This is a genomic window from Catenibacterium sp. AM22-6LB (genome assembly GCF_003435615.1).
GTDB lineage: Bacteria > Bacillota_I > Bacilli_A > Erysipelotrichales > Coprobacillaceae > Catenibacterium > Catenibacterium mitsuoka_A.
The window spans coordinates 1-20793 of record NZ_QTUM01000028.1 but is presented as its reverse complement, the minus strand read 5'-3'; the positions used below and the strand labels follow the sequence as shown (position 1 = coordinate 20793).

General features: G+C 33.3%; 24 protein-coding genes. 5 read left to right on the top strand and 19 right to left on the bottom strand.

Going from position 1 to position 20793, the window contains the following annotated elements; all coding sequences use genetic code 11:
- Positions 1–25: 25 nt before the first annotated feature.
- Positions 26–793: a glutamate racemase gene (gene murI / locus DW269_RS07340; RefSeq protein ID WP_233502454.1), complete on the bottom strand. Its 768-nt coding sequence runs from the start codon at positions 791–793 to the stop codon at positions 26–28.
- Positions 794–907: 114 nt separating this feature from the next.
- Between murI and DW269_RS07335 the strand changes: the two genes are divergently transcribed.
- Positions 908–1168 (top strand): hypothetical protein, encoded by a 261-nt coding sequence (locus DW269_RS07335; RefSeq protein ID WP_117459189.1) that lies wholly within the window; start codon positions 908–910, stop codon positions 1166–1168.
- A complete protein-coding gene (locus DW269_RS07330) occupies positions 1152–2699 on the top strand; it encodes an AarF/ABC1/UbiB kinase family protein (RefSeq protein WP_117459188.1) in 1548 nt (515 codons plus the stop codon). Before DW269_RS07335 ends, DW269_RS07330 begins: the two co-directional genes overlap by 17 nt.
- A gap of 25 nt (positions 2700–2724) precedes the next feature.
- On the opposite strand, the gene DW269_RS07325 is transcribed toward DW269_RS07330, so the two are convergent.
- From DW269_RS07325 to DW269_RS07295, 7 genes are all read right to left on the bottom strand, one after another.
- Positions 2725–4875, bottom strand: coding sequence for a Tex family protein (locus DW269_RS07325; RefSeq protein ID WP_117459187.1), 2151 nt, complete (start codon positions 4873–4875; stop codon positions 2725–2727).
- A gap of 35 nt (positions 4876–4910) precedes the next feature.
- Positions 4911–6215, bottom strand: a complete 1305-nt coding sequence (locus DW269_RS07320; protein ID WP_117459186.1) for an alpha-amylase family glycosyl hydrolase — start codon at positions 6213–6215, stop codon at positions 4911–4913.
- A 120-nt stretch (positions 6216–6335) separates the two neighbouring features.
- Entirely contained in the window at positions 6336–6611 is a 276-nt protein-coding gene (locus DW269_RS07315) for a hypothetical protein (protein WP_117459185.1), read from the bottom strand.
- Between the two features lies 1 nt (position 6612).
- Entirely contained in the window at positions 6613–7311 is a 699-nt protein-coding gene (locus tag DW269_RS07310) for a Panacea domain-containing protein (RefSeq protein WP_117459184.1), read from the bottom strand.
- Positions 7312–7401: 90 nt separating this feature from the next.
- Positions 7402–7725, bottom strand: coding sequence for a DUF1828 domain-containing protein (locus DW269_RS07305; RefSeq protein ID WP_117459183.1), 324 nt, complete (start codon positions 7723–7725; stop codon positions 7402–7404).
- 91 nt (positions 7726–7816) lie between these two features.
- Positions 7817–8119: a YolD-like family protein gene (locus DW269_RS07300; RefSeq protein ID WP_117459182.1), complete on the bottom strand. Its 303-nt coding sequence runs from the start codon at positions 8117–8119 to the stop codon at positions 7817–7819.
- Positions 8112–9368, bottom strand: a complete 1257-nt coding sequence (locus DW269_RS07295; RefSeq protein WP_117459181.1) for a DNA repair protein — start codon at positions 9366–9368, stop codon at positions 8112–8114. Before DW269_RS07295 ends, DW269_RS07300 begins: the two co-directional genes overlap by 8 nt.
- A 155-nt stretch (positions 9369–9523) precedes the next feature.
- Here DW269_RS07295 and DW269_RS07290 point away from each other — a divergent pair, with 155 nt between their 5' ends.
- Complete coding sequence (locus DW269_RS07290; protein WP_117459180.1) at positions 9524–10120, top strand: LexA family transcriptional regulator; 597 nt, start codon at positions 9524–9526, stop codon at positions 10118–10120.
- On the opposite strand, the gene DW269_RS07285 is transcribed toward DW269_RS07290, so the two are convergent.
- From DW269_RS07285 to DW269_RS07250, 9 genes are all read right to left on the bottom strand, one after another.
- Positions 10112–10849 (bottom strand): tubulin-like doman-containing protein, encoded by a 738-nt coding sequence (locus tag DW269_RS07285; protein WP_158546336.1) that lies wholly within the window; start codon positions 10847–10849, stop codon positions 10112–10114. The genes DW269_RS07290 and DW269_RS07285 overlap by 9 nt on opposite strands.
- A 109-nt stretch (positions 10850–10958) precedes the next feature.
- Positions 10959–11123, bottom strand: coding sequence for a hypothetical protein (locus tag DW269_RS12625; RefSeq protein ID WP_158546335.1), 165 nt, complete (start codon positions 11121–11123; stop codon positions 10959–10961).
- 123 nt (positions 11124–11246) lie between these two features.
- Entirely contained in the window at positions 11247–11510 is a 264-nt protein-coding gene (locus tag DW269_RS07280) for a DUF1292 domain-containing protein (RefSeq protein WP_117459178.1), read from the bottom strand.
- Positions 11511–11566: 56 nt separating this feature from the next.
- Entirely contained in the window at positions 11567–14722 is a 3156-nt protein-coding gene (locus tag DW269_RS07275; protein ID WP_117459177.1) for an AAA family ATPase, read from the bottom strand.
- A gap of 1 nt (position 14723) precedes the next feature.
- A complete protein-coding gene (locus DW269_RS07270) occupies positions 14724–15866 on the bottom strand; it encodes an exonuclease SbcCD subunit D (RefSeq protein WP_117459176.1) in 1143 nt (380 codons plus the stop codon).
- A 168-nt stretch (positions 15867–16034) separates the two neighbouring features.
- Positions 16035–16184, bottom strand: a complete 150-nt coding sequence (locus DW269_RS07265) for a hypothetical protein (RefSeq protein ID WP_199409992.1) — start codon at positions 16182–16184, stop codon at positions 16035–16037.
- Positions 16185–16259: 75 nt separating this feature from the next.
- A complete protein-coding gene (locus DW269_RS07260) occupies positions 16260–16628 on the bottom strand; it encodes a hypothetical protein (RefSeq protein WP_117459175.1) in 369 nt (122 codons plus the stop codon).
- Positions 16628–17110: a GNAT family N-acetyltransferase gene (locus DW269_RS07255; protein WP_117459174.1), complete on the bottom strand. Its 483-nt coding sequence runs from the start codon at positions 17108–17110 to the stop codon at positions 16628–16630. The genes DW269_RS07260 and DW269_RS07255 overlap by 1 nt, the downstream gene beginning before the upstream one ends.
- 113 nt (positions 17111–17223) lie before the next feature.
- A complete protein-coding gene (locus DW269_RS07250) occupies positions 17224–18573 on the bottom strand; it encodes an MATE family efflux transporter (protein WP_117459173.1) in 1350 nt (449 codons plus the stop codon).
- Between the two features lie 124 nt (positions 18574–18697).
- Between DW269_RS07250 and DW269_RS07245 the strand changes: the two genes are divergently transcribed.
- Positions 18698–19156 carry an Lrp/AsnC family transcriptional regulator gene (locus DW269_RS07245; protein ID WP_117459172.1) on the top strand — a complete coding sequence of 153 codons (459 nt, stop codon included), beginning with the start codon at positions 18698–18700 and terminating at the stop codon, positions 19154–19156.
- Positions 19157–19183: 27 nt separating this feature from the next.
- Here the strand turns inward: DW269_RS07245 and DW269_RS07240 are convergent, their stop codons facing one another.
- Positions 19184–19717, bottom strand: a complete 534-nt coding sequence (locus DW269_RS07240; protein ID WP_117459171.1) for a flavodoxin family protein — start codon at positions 19715–19717, stop codon at positions 19184–19186.
- Between the two features lie 118 nt (positions 19718–19835).
- Here DW269_RS07240 and DW269_RS07235 point away from each other — a divergent pair, with 118 nt between their 5' ends.
- Positions 19836–20096 carry a type II toxin-antitoxin system RelB/DinJ family antitoxin gene (locus DW269_RS07235; protein ID WP_117459170.1) on the top strand — a complete coding sequence of 87 codons (261 nt, stop codon included), beginning with the start codon at positions 19836–19838 and terminating at the stop codon, positions 20094–20096.
- A 59-nt stretch (positions 20097–20155) separates the two neighbouring features.
- Here the strand turns inward: DW269_RS07235 and DW269_RS07230 are convergent, their stop codons facing one another.
- A complete protein-coding gene (locus DW269_RS07230; RefSeq protein WP_117459169.1) occupies positions 20156–20668 on the bottom strand; it encodes a hypothetical protein in 513 nt (170 codons plus the stop codon).
- Positions 20669–20793 lie beyond the last annotated feature (125 nt).

The following is a 20793-nucleotide window of genomic DNA, read 5'->3' as shown; positions in this document are numbered from 1 at the left end:
GTAAAAAAGCCATATAAATGGCTTATTATACGATTGGTGTATTCATAAATGTTTTATAGATAGGAATTTCATCTTCCTTGGATGAACCATAGAGGATATCTCCTTCTTCCTGATCATTTAAACAATCACATTCCTTTAAACAATTATAAAGATGTTTACTTGTTCCATAAGCTCCATCAAACATTGGAATATCACCTAAAACTGTCGCTATTTGATTTTTCACAAATGGATAATGTGTACAACCTAGTACAACACTATCTACTTTACCTTTATAAGGACCTATTAAATCTGTAAGTAAGTCAATCAAATCTGGTTGATCTAAATTCCCCTGTTCAATACGTTTGGCAAGTCCATAACATGGAACTGGAATAATAGTGGCTGATTTATCATATCTTTCAGCTAATTGATGAAACTTATCTAAACGTAATGTATTGGCTGTCGCCATCACAAGAATACAACTATTCTTCTTAGATAAAGCTGCTGGTTTTAATGCAGGTTCTATACCAATGACAGGAATATCTGTATATTTTTCTCTTAATAATGTCACTGCAGCACTTGTTGCTGTATTACAGGCAATCACGATGGCCTTTAAATGTTTCTTCTTATTCATGTTTTCTATCGCATTAAGAGTAAGCTGCTGGACATCTTCTAATGTTTTTTCCCCATAAGGTGCATTAAGTGAATCACCAAAGAAATAAAGATTCTCTCCTGGCATCATTTCATGAATAGCCTGTAAGACACTCACTCCTCCAACACCTGAATCAAATACACCTATATATTCTTCTTTCTTCATACTGATAACTCCCTTTCGTTTTTTCATTATAACACAATTATTCTTTCAAGGTCTATATTACTTAACCACTGGTTGTAGTTGTGATAAAATAGTATTTGAAAGGAGGTATGTCATATGGCTATGAGTGAATTGTTGAAAAAGACAGTACTTGTAGGTATTGGTGCAGCAGCTGAGGTCGCTGATCGTTCTAAAAACTTAACAGATAGTCTTGCGAAAAAAGGTCAGGATACCATCAATAAAGGACGTGCGATGAATGAAGAATTAAAAAGAAAAGCACGTGAAGACTTGTTAGAACATGTAGAAAACATGACTGAAGAAGAACGTAATGCTTTGCGCCAGAAGCTTGATGCATTAGATCATGAAGAAAATCAGTAATATTAAACGTATGAGAGAAATACTCTCTATTATCAAGAAACATGATATTAAAAATGGTCTGACTCCCATTAAGGCAAGAGAGATGATTGAAGAGCTTGGCCCTACTTATGTCAAATTAGGACAGATCATGTCAATGCGTAGTGATCTAATACCTCTAGAATACTGTAAAGAGTTCGAAAAACTAAGAGCGTCTATTGCGCCTCTTAGTTTTTCTACTATTCGTAGTATTATTGAAGAAGAACTAGGACAGCCAATAGAGAATGTATTTAAGAATATAGAAGAAAAGCCTATTGGATGTGCGTCTATTGCACAGGTTCATTTAGGACATTTATTAAATGGTGATACAGTTGTATTAAAGGTTCAAAGACCTCATATTCATGAAATCATGGAAGCTGATGTACGTATTATGCATAAGTTTCCACGTCTTTTAAAGATGGTGACTGGTACAGGTGATCTGATAGATTATCGTTCTATTATTGATGAATTATGGCGTACAAGCCAGACAGAGATGAACTTCCTCAATGAAGCGAATAATATGAATGTCTTTGCGAATAATCAAAAAGATATACGTTATATTAAAGCACCTCATGTCTATAATGAATATACAACCAATCATTTGCTTGTTTATTCTTATATTGATGGTATTCCTATTGATGCTATAAAGAAATTAAAGTATGAAGGTTATGACTTAGATGAGATTGCCTTGAAAATGGCAGATAACTGCTGTAAACAGATATTAGATGATGGATTCTTTCATGCTGACCCTCATCCTGGTAATATCTTAATAGATGAAGGAAAGATTGCCTGGATAGATTTTGGAATGATGGGTACTGTATCTTCCTTTACTCAGCATATCTTATCTCTTGCTTTACAGGCTTTAATTGAAGATGATATTTATGATCTAGAAGAATCCTTCTTGATGTTAGTAACACCAGATCATGAAATAGATGAAACACAGTTATTACATCAATTAAATTCAATTGTAAGTGAATATAAAGCTAAGAGCTTATCTGATTATAATTTCTCTGATTTGATACAGAAGTGTTTTGATATTGTGACAAGTAATAATATTGCGATACCGACAGAACTGACTCTATTATGTCGTTGTTTGGTGACACTTGAAGGTACTTTAGAGAAGATCAGTCCTTCTTCTAATCTTATTGAGATATTAATTAATCATAAGCGTAATACAGTACTAAAAGATCTGGATTATAAGGATCAAGGATTGAAAATAGGTCATGACCTTTATAAGACATTAAAGAAAAGCTATGCATTACCTCAGATTGTCTATGATTTAATCAAGATGAGTAAGAATGGTCAGTTACATGTCAATGTGACTGAGAATGATGATTATACAAGACAGACCTATAAGAAAACAGAATTATCTATCATAATTAAAACAGTATTTAGCTGCATGTGTATGTTATGTGGAGTATTGACTGAGTCTTATTATATGTCTATTGTATTGTTTACTATTTCTATGTTACTTGGTATAGATGTATTCTTTCACTTATGGAAGCTAAAAAGATGATTCCGTTTATTGGAATCATCTTTTTCTATTTGTTGGGATCAATCATAGTTAATTGAACTTTATGTCTTTGTTCATCAATTGTATCTACCCATGTCGTTACGATATCTCCTACAGAGACAACATCGCTTGGGTGTTTAATACGGTTTTTACTCATTTTAGAAATATGAACAAGTCCGTCTTCATGTAATCCAATATCTACAAAGGCACCGAAGTCTACGACATTACGTACTGTACCTTCTAGTTTATCATGAACATGTAAGTCTTCTAATGTGAGGATATCCTGTCTTAAGATTGGTCCATCATAATCATCACGATAGTCTCTTAATGGTCTCATAATAGAATCTAGAATATCTTTAAGTGTATAGTCATCTAGTCCTGTAAGTTCTTTAAGAGATGTTATGTTAGCCTGTGAGACAGCCTTCTTACATGCATCTGTTCCTAGATCATTAGTCGTTAAGTTTAATGCCTTTAGGATAGCTTTAGTGGCATCATAAGATTCTGGATGGATATTTGTACGATCTAGTGGCTCACTGCCCTCTTCGATTCTTAAGAAACCAGCAGCCTGTTGATAGGCTTTTGGGCCAATCTTAGGAATCTTTTTCATTTCTTTACGGCTCATGATCTTACCATTTTCTTCACGATAAGCCACAATACTATTTGCTGTTGCCTGAGTTAAACCAGAGACATTCTTTAAGAGTGTAGGACTGGCTGTATTGATATTAACACCTACTAAGTTAACAGCTTTTTCTACAACGAAGTTAAGTCTTTCTTTTAATTGTGTAGTAGGTAAATCATGCTGGTACTGCCCTACTCCTATAGATTGAGGATCAATCTTAATAAGTTCTGATAAAGGATCGAGTAGTCTTCTTGCGATAGAAATCGCGCTTCTTTGTTCTACATGAAGGTCTGGGAATTCTTCTATCGCAAGCTTAGAGGCACTATAAACACTCGCTCCTGCTTCACTGACTATAGTATAACTCACAGGTAAGTGATATTTCTTAATTGTATTTGCGACAAAAGCTTCACTTTCACGACTGGCTGTCCCATTACCAATCGCAATAAGATTGACATCATATTTTGTACAGAGGTCTACTAATTTCTTCTCTGATTCCTTCACTTTCGCAACGGGAGGATGTGGATAAATGACATCAACTGTAAGTTTCTTACCTGATTCATCAATAACGGCTAATTTACATCCTGTACGGAAAGCTGGGTCAAAGCCTAAGATTCTCTTATTTTTCATTGGAGCCTGTAAGAGTAGTTTACCTAGATTATCAGAGAAAACATCAATACTTGCTTCCTGGGCTTTTTCAGTAAGAGTATTTCTGACTAATCTTTCTAAAGAAGGATAAGCGAGACGCTTTAAACCATCATCAATGGCTTCATCGATATATTTGGCTGTTGGACTCTTAGGAAACTTAATATAACGTCTTGAGACAAATGTCTTGATATACTCTTCATTAATGTTGATAGAAACAGTGAGGATCTTTTCTTTTTCTCCTCGATCAATCGCCATAATACGATGTGTCGCAATACGTGAGACATTTTCAGAATAGTCATAGTACATCTTATAGGTCATCTTTTCATCTTCCGCATTCTTCTTTTTAGAAGTGACAAGTCGGCCATAGTTCATCATAGAATCGACAATCTTATTACGTACTGTCATATCATTAGAAATTTTTTCCGCAATGATATCCTTAGCACCCTGCAATGCCTCTTCTCTAGAAGTGATTGTATCATTCAGATAGGCGTCTATATCTTTTTCATTAAATGTACGTGGTAAAGAAAGAAGTGTCTTCGCTAAAGGTTCTAGACCTGCTGCAATGGCCACACTGGCTCTTGTTTTCTTTTTCTGTTTATAAGGACGATAGATATCTTCTACTTGTGATAAACGTGTACATGCATTGACCATCTTCACGATATCATCATTTAAGTGTCCTAATGTTTCTATTCTTGTAAGGACTTCTTCTTTTCTTTTTTTAAGATTCACCTGATAGTCATATTGTTCCTGGATAACACGGATCTGTTCTTCATCTAAGCCATGTGTTAATTCTTTACGATAACGGGCAATAAAAGGAACGGTACAGCCTTCTTCTAATAGTTTTAATGTATTTTGTATCTGTTCAGTCTTGATATTTAGTTGTTCTGAAAGTTTAAGTATAATATCTTCCTGCATTTTTTTCTCCTTTATAAAAGGCTGATTGCTCAGCCTTATGCATGCTTATATAAATATGTGATTGAAAGTGGTGGTAATTCTAATTGTCCATTATAATCCACCATTTCTCCGCTCATAAGATCCTGATAAGAACCATGATCAATAGGTGGATAAATTGTATAAGGTGCATCATCGATATTAAGTGCGACCACAATCTTTTCTCCTTCATAGTTTCTTTCTAATACATACTGCTTATTAGTAAGAACTAAATCCTTATAGTCTCCTAATGTGAGTGCTTTATGTCCTCTACGAATATGAATATATTTAGAAACTAAATCTGATAAATCATTAGGTGCAGGTGCATCGAGTTCTGGACGAAGTGGTGCATCTGTTACACCTTGAATCTTTTCACCTTTAATACCCCATTCTGAACCATAATAAATACATGGAATACCAGGAACTGCCATGAGTAAGCCAAATACTAATGGAAGTTTTCTTTCATCAGTTAATGTACTAGATATTCTATTCACATCATGGTTATCTACAAATGTGAGTAAGTCTCTACCTCTATACATATCCATCGCATTTCTCTTTAATGTATGGGCATATTCAAACATATTCAAAGAGTTAAATGAAGACCAGAATGCTTTATATGATGGATAATCAGTGATTGCATCAAGTTTAGCTTCTGTATACATGTAACCTGCATTATCACCTAATACTTCTCCTAACATAAAGAAATCCTGTTTTAAACTCTTACAATGATCACTCAACATTGCCATAAACCATCTAGGCAATGAATAAGCGACGTCTAGTCTCAAACCATCTATATCAAAACACTTGATCCAGTAATCGACTGCATCTAGTAAATAATGTTGGACATCTGGGTTATCTAGGTTTAACTTTACAAGTTCATAATGACCTTCCCATCCTTCATACCAGAATCCATCACCATAGCTAGAATCTCCATCAAAGTTGATATGGAACCAATTGGCATATGGGCTTGCAGGTCCTTTTTCCTGGACATCTCTAAACGCAAAAAAGCCTCTACCAACATGGTTAAATACCCCATCTAATACAACCTTAATATCATATTCATGAAGTGTTTTACATACTTCTGCAAAATCTTCATTTGTACCTAAACGCGTATCGATGAGATTATAGTCACGCGTATCATAGCCATGAGAATCACTGTTGAATACAGGATTGAAATACACAGCCCCTATTCCTAATTCTTGTAGATAAGGGACAAAGTCCTTGATTTTTAAAATACGATGAGCCTGGATATCATCATTTACTTCAGGCGCACCACAAAGTCCTAGTGGGCAAATCTGATAAAATACTGTTTCTTGATACCACACAATTAACACTTCCTTTCTGTTTACTATTATACTTCATTTTTATGTGCTATCCAATCTATTTATATTATTAGTAACTTACATTTATGCATTTAGTATATATTTACATATATTCTAAATTCTTCATTGTATATATCGATTATGCTCAGGGTCATAGTCGTTCAATAATAATTCTATCTTATCTTCATCGTAGTCAAGATAGACATATAAGACATATATAAGTAAATCTTTAAGCTGGTCATGGATGTCTGTACCAAAGTATAGACGCAATATCTTCTCACAGCTTAACGCAAAACCTAATATATCTTTAGTATCCTTATAGTCTTCATATATGTGATCAATCATCCATCCCATTTCTTCATTCAGTGATTCTTTAAGTATGTTATAGAATTGTTCCATATTAGTGCCTCTTGAAATAGTTTTGTATATCTTCTGCAGAAATGATAGTGATTTCCCCTTCTTTATAATTATTCTTCCATGGTCCTGTTTTAGTGAGTGTTATAAGTGTTTTTAAAGGGTAACGAGAGAATGTATTGAGGATTTCATCTATGTATTCTTTCTTGTTTTCATCTAGATCTAAATAAGCATCTTCGATGATCTTATAACGCATATCATCTTGTACTCTAAATGGGAATGTAGAGAATAAATGATAGACATCAGGATAGATGACACCTTGATTCCATGCTTCACAATGTTCATGAAAGAGTGGCTGTGGATAGGAATAAGCTTGTATAAAGTATAGATAGGATTCTAATTGCATAGGTGTGAGTTCTTCTAGTTTATAAAAGAGATAAGAAATCACCTGCAAGATTTCTTTTGAACAGGAGAATTGTGATTTAAGAGTGAGACATCTATTAATTGCCTTTTTAAAGGCTGGTCCCATCTTTTCATGGTTCTTATTCACTAAATCCATCATATAGTCTATATCACATAGTGCATTGTGAATAACTTGTGCATAGTCAGGATGAGGGGTACTTCCCTGTAAATATCTTGTAATAGTGACTTCTCCAAAGCCTAAAGCATAAGATAATGGTGCTTTACCGAGATGATAGAGAGACATAAGGGCTTCTATTTCTTCTTGTATTCTTGTTTTACACATCTTATTCACCTTCTTCACACTTATTATAGCATATGATAGACTTTTTAGAAATATCTATCATATGCATTAAAATAAAGAAAAAAGTGCATATTATTGTGAATATGCACTTTCCTGTGTGAAGATATTTTCTATCTCCACCAACATTTTCCCAAATTCATTGAGCTTTATATAAAGCTCATCATCGTCAATATTCATGACGATTTCGTTTTGTCTGATCCTCGCATCATGCATATAACATATTGCAGAGATCTTTTCCTTCTTATCAGCGTCTAGCTGATATGTATCAATCAAATTTGTGATTGTCGATGCCTGATCTGAGAGCTTATAGGACTTGTTATGCACAAAGGCATAGACAATCATATGTTCACCCTTGAAATTCTTATAGGGCATTAATAGTTTTTGATAATTCAGCATACGCTTCACTTCCCCTCTTGTTCTCTATTATATCTTAGTTACTATTTATAGATAGGGTGTGGCAAGAGATTGGACGAAGAAAAAGAACATATTATAATTCTAGTGAAAAGATATTCTTAAGCTGTATTTTATGGTTATTGATATAAATATAGTGATCATTGAGATTCACTATTTGTATTGTTCCTCTTATTTTAGAATAAGAAGACCCTGTGTAATAGACAAGTTCTACTTCATCTCCTTCTTGAATTTGGTGTATCTTCCAGTCAAGTTCATAATATCGGTCTTCACATAGTTCTTTTCTAGGTATTGTAGTATCTTCTTGAAGTAGTTCTTTAAATCCTTTTAAGGCATCAAAGCTTAAAAATAAGCGTGCACGATCAACCTTCTTATGCATTATGACCTCCTATTAATGTATTTCTTTTTTCTGTAGTAGCTTTCTCTTGTTTGTTCATAAGCTTTAATATCGCATTCTTCCCATACTTATGACGGATAGAGACAAGAGTTCTCTGAAGCTTCTTTTCTTCTTCCAATGCCTCTATATCACTAAATAAGTCATAGGATTCATAAGCTTCATCTAAGACATCATTAAAGGATATAGAGATTTGTCTAATGAGTCTTCCTTTTTGGACTTTTAGATGATAAAGAGATATAAAGGCATCCATCAGAACACTCAATGAATTGGTTCTAACTGTCAGCTTTCTAAAGCCTCCTGCCCATCCTCCCCCATCTGTACGTGAATAACCAATATATAAGCTTACATGATTTGTGACAAGACGTGATTCCACAAGTCTTAAGACATTGAGTTCTACCATTTCCTTTACAACGAGTATTGCATCCTCATATTCATAATCAGAAAAGAGAACCTGTGAATTATTAATAGATTCATTCTTAGGACGATACTTCTTAATAGAGGCAATCGTAGCAGGTTCTCTCCCCCAGGCATGATCAATAATATATTCTGCATTTATACCAAACTCTTTATAAAGAATCTCTTCAGGAATCTGGGTTATCCCATGCATATCCACAGCACCAAGTTTTAATAAACGATTGGCTGTTCCACTTCCCATATGCCAGAAATCAGTGATAGGTAAATGATGCCATAAGTATTTCTGATACCTTTCTTCATCTAATATCCCAATATTTTCTTTTGTATGCTTAGAGATGATATCAAGAGCGACTTTCGCAAGATAGAGATTGGTTCCTATGCCACATGTGGCAGTAATATGTGTATCTGCAAATACAGCCTGCATCAACATCTTCGCAAACTCCTTCGCACTCTTATGATAAAGATGCATATAAGATGTGATATCAATAAAACATTCATCAATAGAATAAACATGAATATCATCAGGTGAGACATAACGACAATAGATACGATAAATACGGGCTGAATACTCCATATAAAGATGCATACGGGGCATTGCAGTAATATATTCAACACCCTTGGGTATTTCAAATATACGACAGCGATTATGAATTCCCATACTTTTCATTTGAGGTGTAATCGCAAGACAGAGTGCTCCATTACCTCTAGTAGGATCTGCCACTACAAGATTGGTTTTAAAGGGATCAAGATGTCTTTCACTACATTCAACTGAGGCAAAGAAGGTTTTTAAATCTATACATAAATATACTTTTTTCATCATTATTTCTCCTTCCTGTTAGTCTTATTATAGTTATCTATGGTGCATATATCAAATAGTTTTGCACCAAAATGATTCTGTAAGTACAATGAATGACGCATTTGTTTGCACCAAATTGTATTATGTTGTATAATGCCTAAAAAGAGGTGGAGAAGATGAATTTTAAAGAATATCTAAAGAGATACAAGGAAAAGATGGGTGTATCTAATGAATATATTGCGAGTCAATTAGGTGTGAACCGTTCTACTGTAACAAGATGGTTAAAGGGTGATACAAAGGTCACAAATCCTGAAGTGATAGAGAAACTCTCATTTATATTAGGTGTAGACGTAGAATCACTTATTAATAGTGAGGAACGTTATGAAAAGCCAGTGCTAGGTGAAGTCAAGGCAGGGTATGATTTACTCATTGATGAGAATTTTGAAGGATATGAACAGGTGACTCAGGATGATTATTATCGCGGGGATTTCTTTTTACGTGTTGTGGGAGATTCTATGTCAGGGGCACATATTCATGATGGAGATTTATTATATGTAAAAAAATGTAATGATGTACCAAGTGGGACGATTGCGGTCGTATTAATTAATCGTTGTGAAGTAACAGTCAAAAAGGTCATAAAAAAAGAAGGATTACTGATTCTAGAACCAGCGAACCCTTCTGTTGATGTACGTTATTATTCTCAGGAAGAGGTAGAAAGTCTTCCTGTAGAAATTATTGGAAAAGCATTGTATAGTCGTTCTGATTTAGTATAAGAATTCTTCAATCATTAAAGTACTCATACGCTTCTTGAGATCATCTAGTTTCACATCATCACCTAGACAAAAAGAAATATGTTTATATTCTTCAAAGAGTGTTTTTCTGCAAGTAATTTCCCTTTGTCCAATTGTAGTCTGATAAAGATGATCATGTGTTGTAATGTTCATATGATGTTGTAATTCCTTTAAAGCAGCCTGACCATTGAGTTTCATACGATGATTCTTTTCTTCTTGATCATCATTGCTTTGTGCATCAAACATATAAGCACAAATACTATAGTTCTTATGATGACATTCCTTGAATAAATCATGAATCATATAAGTGAAGTCTACAAATATTCCTCCACCTGTACCCCCTACTATACCAGAGGCAATAAGGACATTAATATGATTATCTCCAGCAATAGAGATCATCTTCTCAATGAGTGTCTTGAATTCACTTCTTATACCTTCATAGACAGATTCAGTTCTAAAAATCTTCTGTCCAAGTGTTCTATCACAATCTGTTCCACGAGGATCTAGAATAATGATTTCATCATCTGTCATATGTATATTCTTGATATGAGATGTCATATCTACGATTCTTATTTCTACTCTATCTATATCATCATAATCATGTTTTATTTTACCTTTTAAGGAATCAATGACACCGCCACCAAGTCCTCCTAATCCAACAATAATAATAGGATCTGCTTGATTCATGTTTCTACTTAGTTGTAGCCCCATAAAGTTATCCTCCATTTCATAACCACAAATAATTTAGCCTTTCCTATTCTAACATATTTTAAACACATTACAATAAAAATCAAAGGAAGCTGTAAAGCCCTTCTGGGCCTTACAGCTTCCCTTTTTTCATATAATAAGATGCTTTGATTATAAGAACACGATCTGTATAAGTATAACCATTTCTTATCATATGAGCATTGGAGAATTTCTTTCGGCAATTTTTATGCTGGTCAGCTTCCCCTTCATAACCAGCATTCTTTTTCTCTTGAGTCATATAAACCGCTTCCCCTCTTTCAATGCCATATATTATTATACAGTAATAATTATTTATTACAATACATATTCATAACATATTCACATAATAATAACATAATATTAAAAAGAATAGGCTATTTGCCTATTCTTCTACAAAATTGAATTTGTCTTTGTTTCTTTCTTTGAATACTTCAAAGAGAATATTTGTTTGATCAGGTGTAACACCTAATAAGCCATCTACACCCTCTTCTTTAGTAGGTACGACTTCAAAGATAGAAACCTGTGTTGTTGATTCGTTATGTGGCATAAGAACAACATATGTGCGCTCATCATAAGTGAATTGATCTAACATCTTGAACTCAACATCATTTCCTGATGCATCTTTTAATGTAATAATGTTTTTCATTGTGTTTACCTCGCGTATCCATTATGCCATAAGTATGTGTCTTACGACAATCATTTTTAACTGATCTGCCATTTTACATGAGAACCATGATCATCCTTGGATACAACTAATTGATCTTCTATTTCCTGTTTTAATTCTGATACATGGGAGATAATACCAATAAGTTTAGACCCTTCTGACATATCCATAAGTACTTTAACGGCTTCATCTCTTGAATGATCATCTAAAGAGCCAAATCCTTCATCAATAAACATAATATCTAGATCAATACCTGATGCACTTTCTTTAATCTCATCTGCCATACCTAGGGCTAAAGAGAGTGCAGCCATGAATGACTCTCCACCTGATAATGTATTGATTTCTCTTTCAGAGTCAGTCACAAAAGAATAAACCATTAAATCTAAGCCTTTATTCTTACCTTCTCCTGCCTGTTCAATATTTTTAAGATGTAACTCATACTGACCTGCAGACATATCATAGAAACGGTTATTGGCCTCTATTAAGATACGTTCTAGGTATGTTCTTTGAACATATGTTTCTAAGTCCATTCTAGAGCCTGATACATTACCAGATAATTGGTTGTATAGAGTAGTTAATTGGTGGTTCTTATGAATCATTTCTTTTGCATGAGAAACAATCTTATCTAAGCTCTTTAATGATTCATTGTTGTTTAAATAAGTAAGTTCTAATGATTGTACTTGAGTTAATTGTTTTGAATATGTCTCTAATATATCTTGATAATCTTTTTCTAGTACATCTAGTTCAGGAAGAGGTTGTCCATTGATACGTTTCTCTATTGTATCAATTTTAGAAGAGACACTGGCATGATTCTTAGAATAATCCATATAAGCTTGATTGAAACGCTTTATATCTTCTTTTTGATACTTAGAAGTAAGATCCTGCCAAGAATCACATTTGTATTCTTCTACTTGGCTTGTATAAATCTTATAAGACTCATCCCTGCTTCTTTCTAATTGAGGAAGAGATTCTTTATAGGATGTAATAAGTGTTTGACACTTATTATAAATATCTGTAGATATATTTAATTTTTCTTTGAAGTTCTTATAAGCTGCCTCTTCTTCCTGTTTGTTCTTATTAAGTAGACTTATCGCATTTTGTGCTTCTTCTAATGAAGCATAGCTTAACTGGCACTTTAATTGTGTCAATGTAGAATTTAAAGAAGCAAGCTTAACTTCATATTGATGAATATCATCAGTAAGTGATTTGATATTCTCTTCATATTGGTTTAACTGTGTTTCAATTGTTTCTAGTTCTTTTGTGAGTACTTGATAACGACTCTTTCTCACATTGAGTTCTTCTGCAAGACGACTCAAAGTTTGTTTTTCATTTAGAAGTGTTTCTTTAATAGAATTAAGAGTAGATTCACTAGAGAGTGTGTCACTTAGAATCTTTAAATCATTCTTGTGTTTCTCTTTTAATTCATTTAAAGAATCATTTAAAGATGAGGCTTTTGCGCTTTCTGTTTCTAGTAAGACAAATGCCTTGTCTTTTTCTATTCTCATTTTTTCTAGTTCTTCTTTAGTGGCCACTTCTCCATCTTTTAAAGATGCAGGAAGTGGATGGTGGATGGAACCACAAACAGGACATGGAGTACCAACTTCAAGTGTTCTTGCAAGTAAACCTGCCTGTGCATCTAGGAAGAGCTTATTAGCTTCTTCATAGATGCTATTCTTCTGATTATAATAAGTACTTAATCTTGTATATTCATTTTGTGTTGCGATGAGTTCTTTTTCTTTTTTAGAAATAGATTGAAAGTCTTTAACGAGGTTGTTGTAAGAATCAAGCTTAGTCTTGAATTCCTTATGTTTTGATTCTAGAATAACCTGTTCTTTTTCTACATCCTTGAGTGTTTCTAGTTCTGCTTCACCTTTTTCCTGTTTTAATAATAAAGATTCTTTGTTTTTATTGAGTAATGTAAGCTGTTTAGTAGAATTATCAATAGATTTATTAATATTAGATATGCTATTTTCTATTTTGCTTAATTGTTTTCTATTTTCTAAATCTTTTGTCGCTTTATCATATTCTTGTGTATATAAACGAACTGATTGTTCGTATTTTATATCTACAGTTTTCTCTTCTTCTTTTAAGTTTTCATACTGAATACGTAGTTCTGGCTCTCTTTTGAGTTCATTTTCTAGCTTGTTTTGCGTATCTGTATATTGTTTTTGATCTTTTGTATAAGAGTTATGTGCCTGCAAGATATTATAAGCATATTCAATTTTACTAGAGAGCTTATAGTTATTTTCTATCTCCTCTTTTTGATTATTTAAGTTAACGAGCTGCTGCTTTGCCTCTTTTAGAACTTGATAATCATTAAGAAGTTGTTTTGCTTGATCTAGATTTGTTTTCTTTTCTTCTTTTAATGCATTAGTCTTACTTAATGCATCTTTATCCTTATTAAGAGTCTCTTCTAATACCTGACAATAGGATTCTAACTCATCTACTAATTCATTGAGATAAGAGATTTCCCCTCTTTGAATCGCTTCAATAAGGAAGACAAGATTTTCATGTTCTTCACTTATATGAATATGCCCTACTTCACTCATACATCTTGTTTTGATATCACTAATACTCTTTTCTGTTTCTTTTCTTCTATTGTTGAGTTCTTCTACAATATCATTATAGATTTCTGTATGGAAAAGCTTTCTAAAGATTTCTTTCTTCTCATTAGATGATTTACGTAATACATCCATGAATTCACCTTGCGCAATCATTGCGACCTGCATGAACTGTTCTTTAGTGAGATGAATGATATCTATGATCTTCTTATTAGCTTCTTTTTGAGGATACTCAGACCCATCTGGCATCATTAATGCGATACTACCTGATTCCGCTTTTTCTTTTCTTAAACCTTTTTTAGCGCCTGCTTTATAGTATGTATAATGCTGGGGAATACGATGAATAGTATAGATTTTTTCATCATCACCATAGCCTTGTGAGAAGGTCAATTCTACGTAAGGTTTAACATCTAATGAAGCAAATTGGCTTTGTAAGAGTGTGCCTGTTTTCTTATTTAGAGTAGAACTGCTTTCTCCATATAATGCGAATACAATCGCATCAAAGATAGTTGTTTTACCTGCGCCTGTATCTCCAGTAATTAAAAACAAATTCTGATTTGGTTCTCTAAAATCAATGACTGTTTTAGATGCATAGGAACCAAAGGCTTCCATTACGAGTTTAATAGGTTTCATATTATACCCCCTTCACATGGTTGATGATATCTTGTAATAAATCTTTTTCTTCTTCATCAACGCCATTTAAGAAATCAGTACATAAAGAGAATGGATCCATTTTAACATCCTTCTTTACAACTGCCTGATAGTTATTCTTTCTTATGTTTTCTCTTCTTATTTCTAGTAATCTAGGAAAAGCATTTTTTAGTTTTTCCTGCATTTCAAAGATATTGAGATCCTGTTTATCAGTAAGTACAACTCTCACAAAATCATCACAGGATTGATTTAATACATCTTTAAGTTCTCCTTCTATGATTCTTAGATTATGAAGTGGTTTTAAAGGAAGTACCTGTGTTTCTACAACACCTTTTTCTTTCATTTCTATTTCTATAATTCCTTTGTCCTGACCAGCTTCACTCATAGAATAAGGTAAAGGTGTACCACAATAGCGATAGACATCACTTCCTACCTTCATAGGCTTATGGATATGTCCTAGAGCGGCATAATCAAATGGGAGTAATACTTCTCCACTGACTTCATCTATGTTACCAGCAGTACGTATTTCAGAGTCAGTTCGTTCTATGTCTTCTGCTTTCTTATTAACTGGTAGATAGAACTGGTGAGAAATCAATACGTTTCTATCCTTTGTATTCATTTCTTCTCTTTCTATCAGTTTCTTAATTGTTTCACTATAAGAGTAGTTTCTTCCATCGTTAGTTCCAATAATGTTTTTGACCATGGAAGGTTTCACAAAAGGAAGAAGGTAGAAATGAACAGGTCCATAATTGTCATTTAAAGTAATTCTTTCAATAAAGTCTTCTTCTTTTTCAGGAGGGTTACCTACCATATAGAGGTTCTGTTTAAGTAGTACCTGTCTAAAACAATCTATTCTAGGTGCACTATCATGATTACCAGAAATCATCATAATAGTAGATTGGGGTACTGCTTCCTTTAAAGATGTCACAAAAGAGTCAAATAGACTCACTGCTTCAGCACTAGGAACAGCTTTATCATATATATCACCTGCAATCATAATAGCGTCAGGTTGTTTTTCTTTTGCGTATTGTACAATTCTATTAAGTATATATTGTTGGTCTTCTGTTAAGTCTCTATTCATTAGCTTTAAGCCAATATGGAGATCAGATAAATGAAATAGTTTCATTATTATTTGTCCTTTCTGTGTCAAGATAAGTTTATTATACACCATCTCTATATTCTATGTCTGAAATTCATGCTTGATAATGCCTTTAAATAGGTGTCATTAAAAATTATTTAAAAGTAATTTATGCTAGTCTAAAAAAAGAAACAGCAACCCGCTGTTTCTCTCTCATTAGATTCCAAACTCTCTTGCAAGTTCTTCATCTACTTCATCTGCAGTAAATGTTTTACCTTCTTTGATAGATTCAATACCTTTTCTTAATTCTTTGTCTAGTTCTTCTTGTGTCATACCACCAATTGCGGTTGGTTCTGTATATGTCATATCTATCACCTCTTTAGTCTAAAGTAAGCATTATCAACATGTATTACAAGACAAAAAGATAAAAGAATATACTTTCTATACTGTAAACAATAATACTACAAAACCCATAAGTACAAACAATACAGGTAGAATAATCGCAATGAATCTATTAGATGCTTTCTTATACCAATAAGGAATTAACGATAATCCAAATAGAATTATACTAGCTGCAAATAGATAATCACCTTCCATGATACCTACACAGCCAAATAGAGCTATACCTACACCAATAAGAGTACGAATAATATCAAATATAAGAAATACAGAACCTATTGCTTTTTTCTGTATTCTTTTTCTTTTCATCTTCTTTTCATATCTTGTGTATTCATTATCTAGAGTACTACCACATACAGGGCATTTCTTCATTCCTATTTCTACTCTACATCCACATTTAGGACAGATCATTATTTCACCTTCTCATATGCTATTCTAGGTGTACCATCTTCTACATAGATAATTCCTGTTTCTTGAAAACCATTTTTTAACAAAACCTTCTGCATAATCTTATTATCTTCATGTGTATCAGCTCGTAAGTGTGGACATTTCTCACCACAGAAGTCCACTGCTTTCTTAAAGACTTGATGCATAATACCATCACTCGCAATACGATGAATCGTACCATAAGTACTGTGATCAAGCCATGCACCTTCTATTTTATTATATGTAGGATCTTCTCCAAGAATAAACGCAAATACACTATGTATAATAGATTCTTCTTCCATTACAAAGAGTTGATGTTTATGAATATCTTCTTCTAATGTTTTTAAATCAGGATAACTGCTGTTCCACTGATGTGGGTTTCCTGTTTTTCTCATAAATGCTTTCGCAATGTCATATATTTCTAATAGTCTTTCTATGTCTTCTATTCTTGCTTCTCTAATAATCATGATTCATCCTCCCTACCACAATTTAATCAAACAGAGTTAATCTCTGTCAATATGTAAAACAGGAGAAGCACCTATTAACCTTTAGATGTATCACTTAATACCAACCTATTTCATTATAATACTCCCCCAAAACTTAATAAATTGTGTTTATTCTTTTTGTAATATACTAATCCCACTATATCCGCAAGTGCCCAGCCTATTGGAACTGACCACCATATACCTGTTACTCCAAGTGTTGGTATAGAAGATAAGATATAAGCTAAAGCGACTCTTGTGCCAAGTGAGAAGACTGTAAGAACAACACTCATACCTGGTCTTCCTAAGGCACGATATAAACCATATAACAAGAATAAACAGCCTATACCCATATAGAATGCACCTTCTATTCTTAAGTAGCGTACACCTTCTAAGATGATACTTGTTTCATTTGCATCTACAAAGATCATCATTAAAGATCTGGCAAATATATAAACTAGAATAGAAATGATTATACAGAATATTGAAGAGATACGAACAGCTTCTTTGAGTCCTTTTTGTATTCTTTCTTTTTCTTTGGCTCCATAGTTTTGAGCAATGAATGTAGAAAAAGCATTTCCAAAGTCCTGTACTGGCATATAGGCAAAAGCATCTATTTTTACTGCAGCTGCAAATGCAGCCATAACAACTGTACCAAAGCTATTAACTAACCCTTGTACCATCAGTATTCCTAGATTCATGACTGATTGCTGGATACAGGTAAGAAGTGAAAAGGAGATGATCTGTTTAATTCTTTCTCTTTTTAAGTAACTGATTTTAAATATTACAAGTACTTCTTTATATTTAAGTAGTGTATAAAGCATGATGCCTATACCTGATACATATTGAGAAAGTACTGTGGCAAGGGCTGCACCCCCTACTCCCATCTTTAATACAAGTACAAAATAGAGATCTAGAATAATATTCAAGATAGAAGAGATGGCAAGAAAGATGAGTGGAATGACTGAATTACCTATAGATCTTAAATAAGCCGAAAAGAAGTTATATAAGAATATCGCAATGATTCCCATAAAAATATATAAGAGATAACATCTCATATCACCCCATACTTCATGAGGCACTCTTAAGAAGAGTTTAAGTACATCTAGATATATATAAGCAATGATATTAAGTAATATGGATATGAAGGCGATAAAGAAGAAGGAAGCACATAGATCCTGTTTTAGTCCTCTTTTATCTCTTTGTCCAAATCTAATAGAAAAGAGTGCACCACTACCCATACATAAGCCTAATATGATAGATGTAATAAAGGTCATAAGAGTAAAAGAAGAACCGACTGCAGCTAAAGCTGTTTTTCCTAAGAACTGTCCTACTATTAAAGTATCCGCAATGTTGTAACATTGTTGTAAGAGGTCTCCTAGTATCATAGGTATCGCAAACAACAGCATTGATTTCACAACAGGTCCTTTTGTAAGATCTTTATTCATTATATGCCTCCTTTTCGTAACTTCACACTTACGTTATGCAACTATTATAGTATAATGGTTTGCTTATATCAACTTGTGATTTGCTTATTGTAATGATAAGATGAAATAGATAGGAGTGATATGTATGTACTTAAATGGTTTAGATGAGTTAGATCAGAAGATTATACAGTTATTAGTAAAGAATGCCCGTATGTCTTATTCTGATATAGGAGAAAAGATTGGAATTTCTAGAGTAGCTGTTAAAGCACGTATTCAGGCTTTAGAGAATAAAGGGATTATTGAAGAATATACAACGATTATTAATCCACAAAAAATAAGTGGTGCTGTATCCTGTTATTTTGAGATTGAAACAAAACCAGATTATTTTAAAGAAGTAACAGATATATTAAATAAGAGTAGTATAGTGACTCAGATTTATAGAGTAACTGGTAGAGATAAACTACATGTACATGCAGTGGCATCTTCTAATGAAGAGATGGAACATTTTCTTCATGATGTGATAGATACACTTCCTGGTGTGTTAAGCTGCAGCTGTAATACGATATTATCACGTGTAAAAGATATAAAAGGATTAAGACTATAATGGTCGGTACAAAAGCGTACCGACCTTTTAGATTGAGTTGGCCATTTCATAGGCTTGTTTATATATTTCCTGGTCCTTTACTAGACCTGCATCCATGACATTTGTAGCATAAAGTCTACCCTTTATTTCATATTCTTCTAGATGTTCTACAAAACCATCTAGGTCTCCTAATGCTCTTTCTACAATATCTTCACCTAATCCTGCAGAGATGATGTAATAGACATCCTTTTTACCTAGATGCTGCCAGATAGGATAAGTACGATCTATGAATGTTTTCATTTGTGCACTGATTCCATAGAAGTATACTGGTGTTGCAAGTACTAATACATCTGCTTTTTGGTAAAGATTTAATATGTTTGCCATATCATCCCTAAGAATACAAGTGCCACCATTTCTCATACAACCATCACATGCTCTACAAAAACCGATATTTTGATCCATGATACGTATCATGTCTACATGATGGCCTTTATCTTCTGCACCCTTCTTGAATTGATTACATAGTAGTTGTGAGTTTCCATTTCTTCTAGGTGAACTAGATATGATTAATATGTTTTTCATTGTTTGTCATTCCCTTCATTTCTCTTATTTTACTTATATTAATAATGTTTTCAATCTTCGTTCATATTGTGAAAATATATGAAAAAGCATATACTATCACTAGAAAGGGGTTGAACCTATGTATACAAATTTAACAATTAGTATGGACAGTGATTTAAAAGAAAAGGCAGATGTATTATTTAGTGAACTAGGTATGGATCTTAGTACCGCATTTAATCTTTTTGTGAAGGAATCATTGCGAGTGGGTGGTATTCCTTTTGAATTAACACCAAATAAAGAAACTATAGAAGCAATGGAAGAAGCAAAAAGAATGACTTATAATTCTTCTGTTAAGGGTTACGATAATTTAGATAAGTTGTTTGAGGAACTCAAAAGCTAGGCACTGTACAGCTGTACAGTGTTTTTTTTGCATCAAAAAACACCTCTTATTAGAGATGTTCACAACTGCATTAGGACGAATACAATTATACTTATAACTATTACAACACTACCCATAATGATAAACATCTTAGATGCAAAACTATTATAAATAGGTCTATCTACATAGCAGATCTTAGGGTTATCTAGATTATAGTAAACAATCATTTTACTATTGATAGGCCATAGTTTTTCTGCCATCTGACGGACATTTACAATGGCTCCCGATTTTATATGTAGGTATCCTTTTTCATCCTCATAAGCATTAGATTTAACTGGTAGTGGTATTCCTGATGCTTTGATAGACTTGATGCCTTTATACTTCTTTTTAGTGTTATAAGTTATACCATCTACTACATATTCTACTATTGGATACATGCGTGATTCTCCCGGGAAACTATAGCTAATTACTTTTCCTTCTACACTTTTTGTGCATTGTTTGTTATGTTTATTAGAAATCATATTCATAAGTATTCCAGATATAATTAATATCAAACCTATTCCACCGTCTACTAGTAATTGTACCATTGCCATTTAGATCACCCTACCCCATTATAACACATGGAAAAAGAACGTCTCAATGAAGAGACGTTCTAGTTATGGGTCTTTAATTTTTGTGGGGGTCAGACCTTCGCTCTAAATATTTGGGGGTCTTGGAA

Coding starts and splice junctions, on each gene's coding strand:
- DW269_RS07230 (WP_117459169.1), bottom strand. CDS start 20,668: ATGGCAATGGTACAATTACTAGTAGACGGTGGAATAGGTTTGATATTA.
- DW269_RS07245 (WP_117459172.1), top strand. CDS start 18,698: ATGTACTTAAATGGTTTAGATGAGTTAGATCAGAAGATTATACAGTTA.
- DW269_RS07280 (WP_117459178.1), bottom strand. CDS start 11,510: ATGAAAAACATTATTACATTAAAAGATGCATCAGGAAATGATGTTGAG.
- DW269_RS07330 (WP_117459188.1), top strand. CDS start 1,152: ATGAAGAAAATCAGTAATATTAAACGTATGAGAGAAATACTCTCTATT.
- DW269_RS07285 (WP_158546336.1), bottom strand. CDS start 10,849: ATGGGGCTACAACTAAGTAGAAACATGAATCAAGCAGATCCTATTATT.
- DW269_RS07255 (WP_117459174.1), bottom strand. CDS start 17,110: ATGATTATTAGAGAAGCAAGAATAGAAGACATAGAAAGACTATTAGAA.
- DW269_RS07305 (WP_117459183.1), bottom strand. CDS start 7,725: ATGCTGAATTATCAAAAACTATTAATGCCCTATAAGAATTTCAAGGGT.
- DW269_RS07335 (WP_117459189.1), top strand. CDS start 908: ATGGCTATGAGTGAATTGTTGAAAAAGACAGTACTTGTAGGTATTGGT.
- DW269_RS07275 (WP_117459177.1), bottom strand. CDS start 14,722: ATGAAACCTATTAAACTCGTAATGGAAGCCTTTGGTTCCTATGCATCT.
- DW269_RS07265 (WP_199409992.1), bottom strand. CDS start 16,184: ATGACATATACAGAACCAACCGCAATTGGTGGTATGACACAAGAAGAA.
- DW269_RS07315 (WP_117459185.1), bottom strand. CDS start 6,611: ATGGAACAATTCTATAACATACTTAAAGAATCACTGAATGAAGAAATG.
- DW269_RS07235 (WP_117459170.1), top strand. CDS start 19,836: ATGTATACAAATTTAACAATTAGTATGGACAGTGATTTAAAAGAAAAG.
- DW269_RS12625 (WP_158546335.1), bottom strand. CDS start 11,123: ATGACTCAAGAGAAAAAGAATGCTGGTTATGAAGGGGAAGCTGACCAG.
- murI (WP_233502454.1), bottom strand. CDS start 793: ATGAAGAAAGAAGAATATATAGGTGTATTTGATTCAGGTGTTGGAGGA.
- DW269_RS07295 (WP_117459181.1), bottom strand. CDS start 9,368: ATGAAAAAAGTATATTTATGTATAGATTTAAAAACCTTCTTTGCCTCA.
- DW269_RS07310 (WP_117459184.1), bottom strand. CDS start 7,311: ATGTGTAAAACAAGAATACAAGAAGAAATAGAAGCCCTTATGTCTCTC.
- DW269_RS07250 (WP_117459173.1), bottom strand. CDS start 18,573: ATGAATAAAGATCTTACAAAAGGACCTGTTGTGAAATCAATGCTGTTG.
- DW269_RS07270 (WP_117459176.1), bottom strand. CDS start 15,866: ATGAAACTATTTCATTTATCTGATCTCCATATTGGCTTAAAGCTAATG.
- DW269_RS07325 (WP_117459187.1), bottom strand. CDS start 4,875: ATGCAGGAAGATATTATACTTAAACTTTCAGAACAACTAAATATCAAG.
- DW269_RS07300 (WP_117459182.1), bottom strand. CDS start 8,119: ATGCATAAGAAGGTTGATCGTGCACGCTTATTTTTAAGCTTTGATGCC.
- DW269_RS07290 (WP_117459180.1), top strand. CDS start 9,524: ATGAATTTTAAAGAATATCTAAAGAGATACAAGGAAAAGATGGGTGTA.
- DW269_RS07240 (WP_117459171.1), bottom strand. CDS start 19,717: ATGAAAAACATATTAATCATATCTAGTTCACCTAGAAGAAATGGAAAC.
- DW269_RS07260 (WP_117459175.1), bottom strand. CDS start 16,628: ATGATCTGTCCTAAATGTGGATGTAGAGTAGAAATAGGAATGAAGAAA.